Here is a 702-nt window from a genome sequence, read left to right on the forward strand (position 1 = left end):
AACAGCTGGAACGGCAAGGACTTTTCCGCTTTCTTCGACAACACCTCCGACCTGTGCCAGCTGCTGATGCACCACACCCTCAACCACAACTCGTACCCCGTCATCCACTACTTTCACAACAACCAGCCGAGCCGCTCTATCGCTCCATCCATTGCCATGCTTGATGAGGCGTACCAGTTGCTGGCCAACGCAGTGCCGAAGGAAGTTACGGGCAGTCAAATGAAGATGAACATGCTAAAGACGGCGCTGGACGCTTACATGGAAACGGTGAAAGGCAGCTTCCTTAAGAATCTATCTCCCAGAGAAGCAGCCCCAACACCAGACCTGCAGGAACTGGAGGAAGAAGGCATACCGCTTAAAGATATGGAAAAGGTACAGGGTACGTTTGAGGCTGATCTGCAAGAACGCCGCAAGGCGATGACAGCTATACTGGAGATGGACGGCTGGACATGGAAGGATGTGTACGCTCCTACTGATTGATAGAAATAAGAACCCGTTGTTCCATTAGCTACCTTTATCCTCTTTCTGTTGTCTTTTGATCATATCCAGCACCAAGCCTGACCATGTGAAGTTATGTGCCCCGTGTCCCTCGCCGGTGAAGGGATTGTAGTACTCCCTGAATCCGCTTTTGGTGATAAGCCGCTTTACACTTACCAGCAATTCCTCTGCCTCGTGGGTATAGCCTACGTCGAGCAGGTGCCC

General features: G+C 51.6%; 1 protein-coding gene and 1 pseudogene. One reads left to right on the top strand and one right to left on the bottom strand.

What is annotated here, in order from left to right; all coding sequences use genetic code 11:
• Window positions 1–480, top strand: a pseudogene (locus LN893_RS20400) (potassium channel family protein); the annotation flags it as partial.
• Between the two features lie 24 nt (window positions 481–504).
• On the opposite strand, the gene LN893_RS20405 reads toward LN893_RS20400, so the two are convergent.
• Window positions 505–702 (bottom strand): MGH1-like glycoside hydrolase domain-containing protein (locus LN893_RS20405; RefSeq protein WP_439651236.1); only part of this gene is annotated, 198 nt, incomplete at its 5' end.

It is taken from the genome of Pontibacter harenae, from assembly GCF_020907245.1.
Taxonomy (GTDB): Bacteria; Bacteroidota; Bacteroidia; order Cytophagales; family Hymenobacteraceae; genus Pontibacter; species Pontibacter harenae.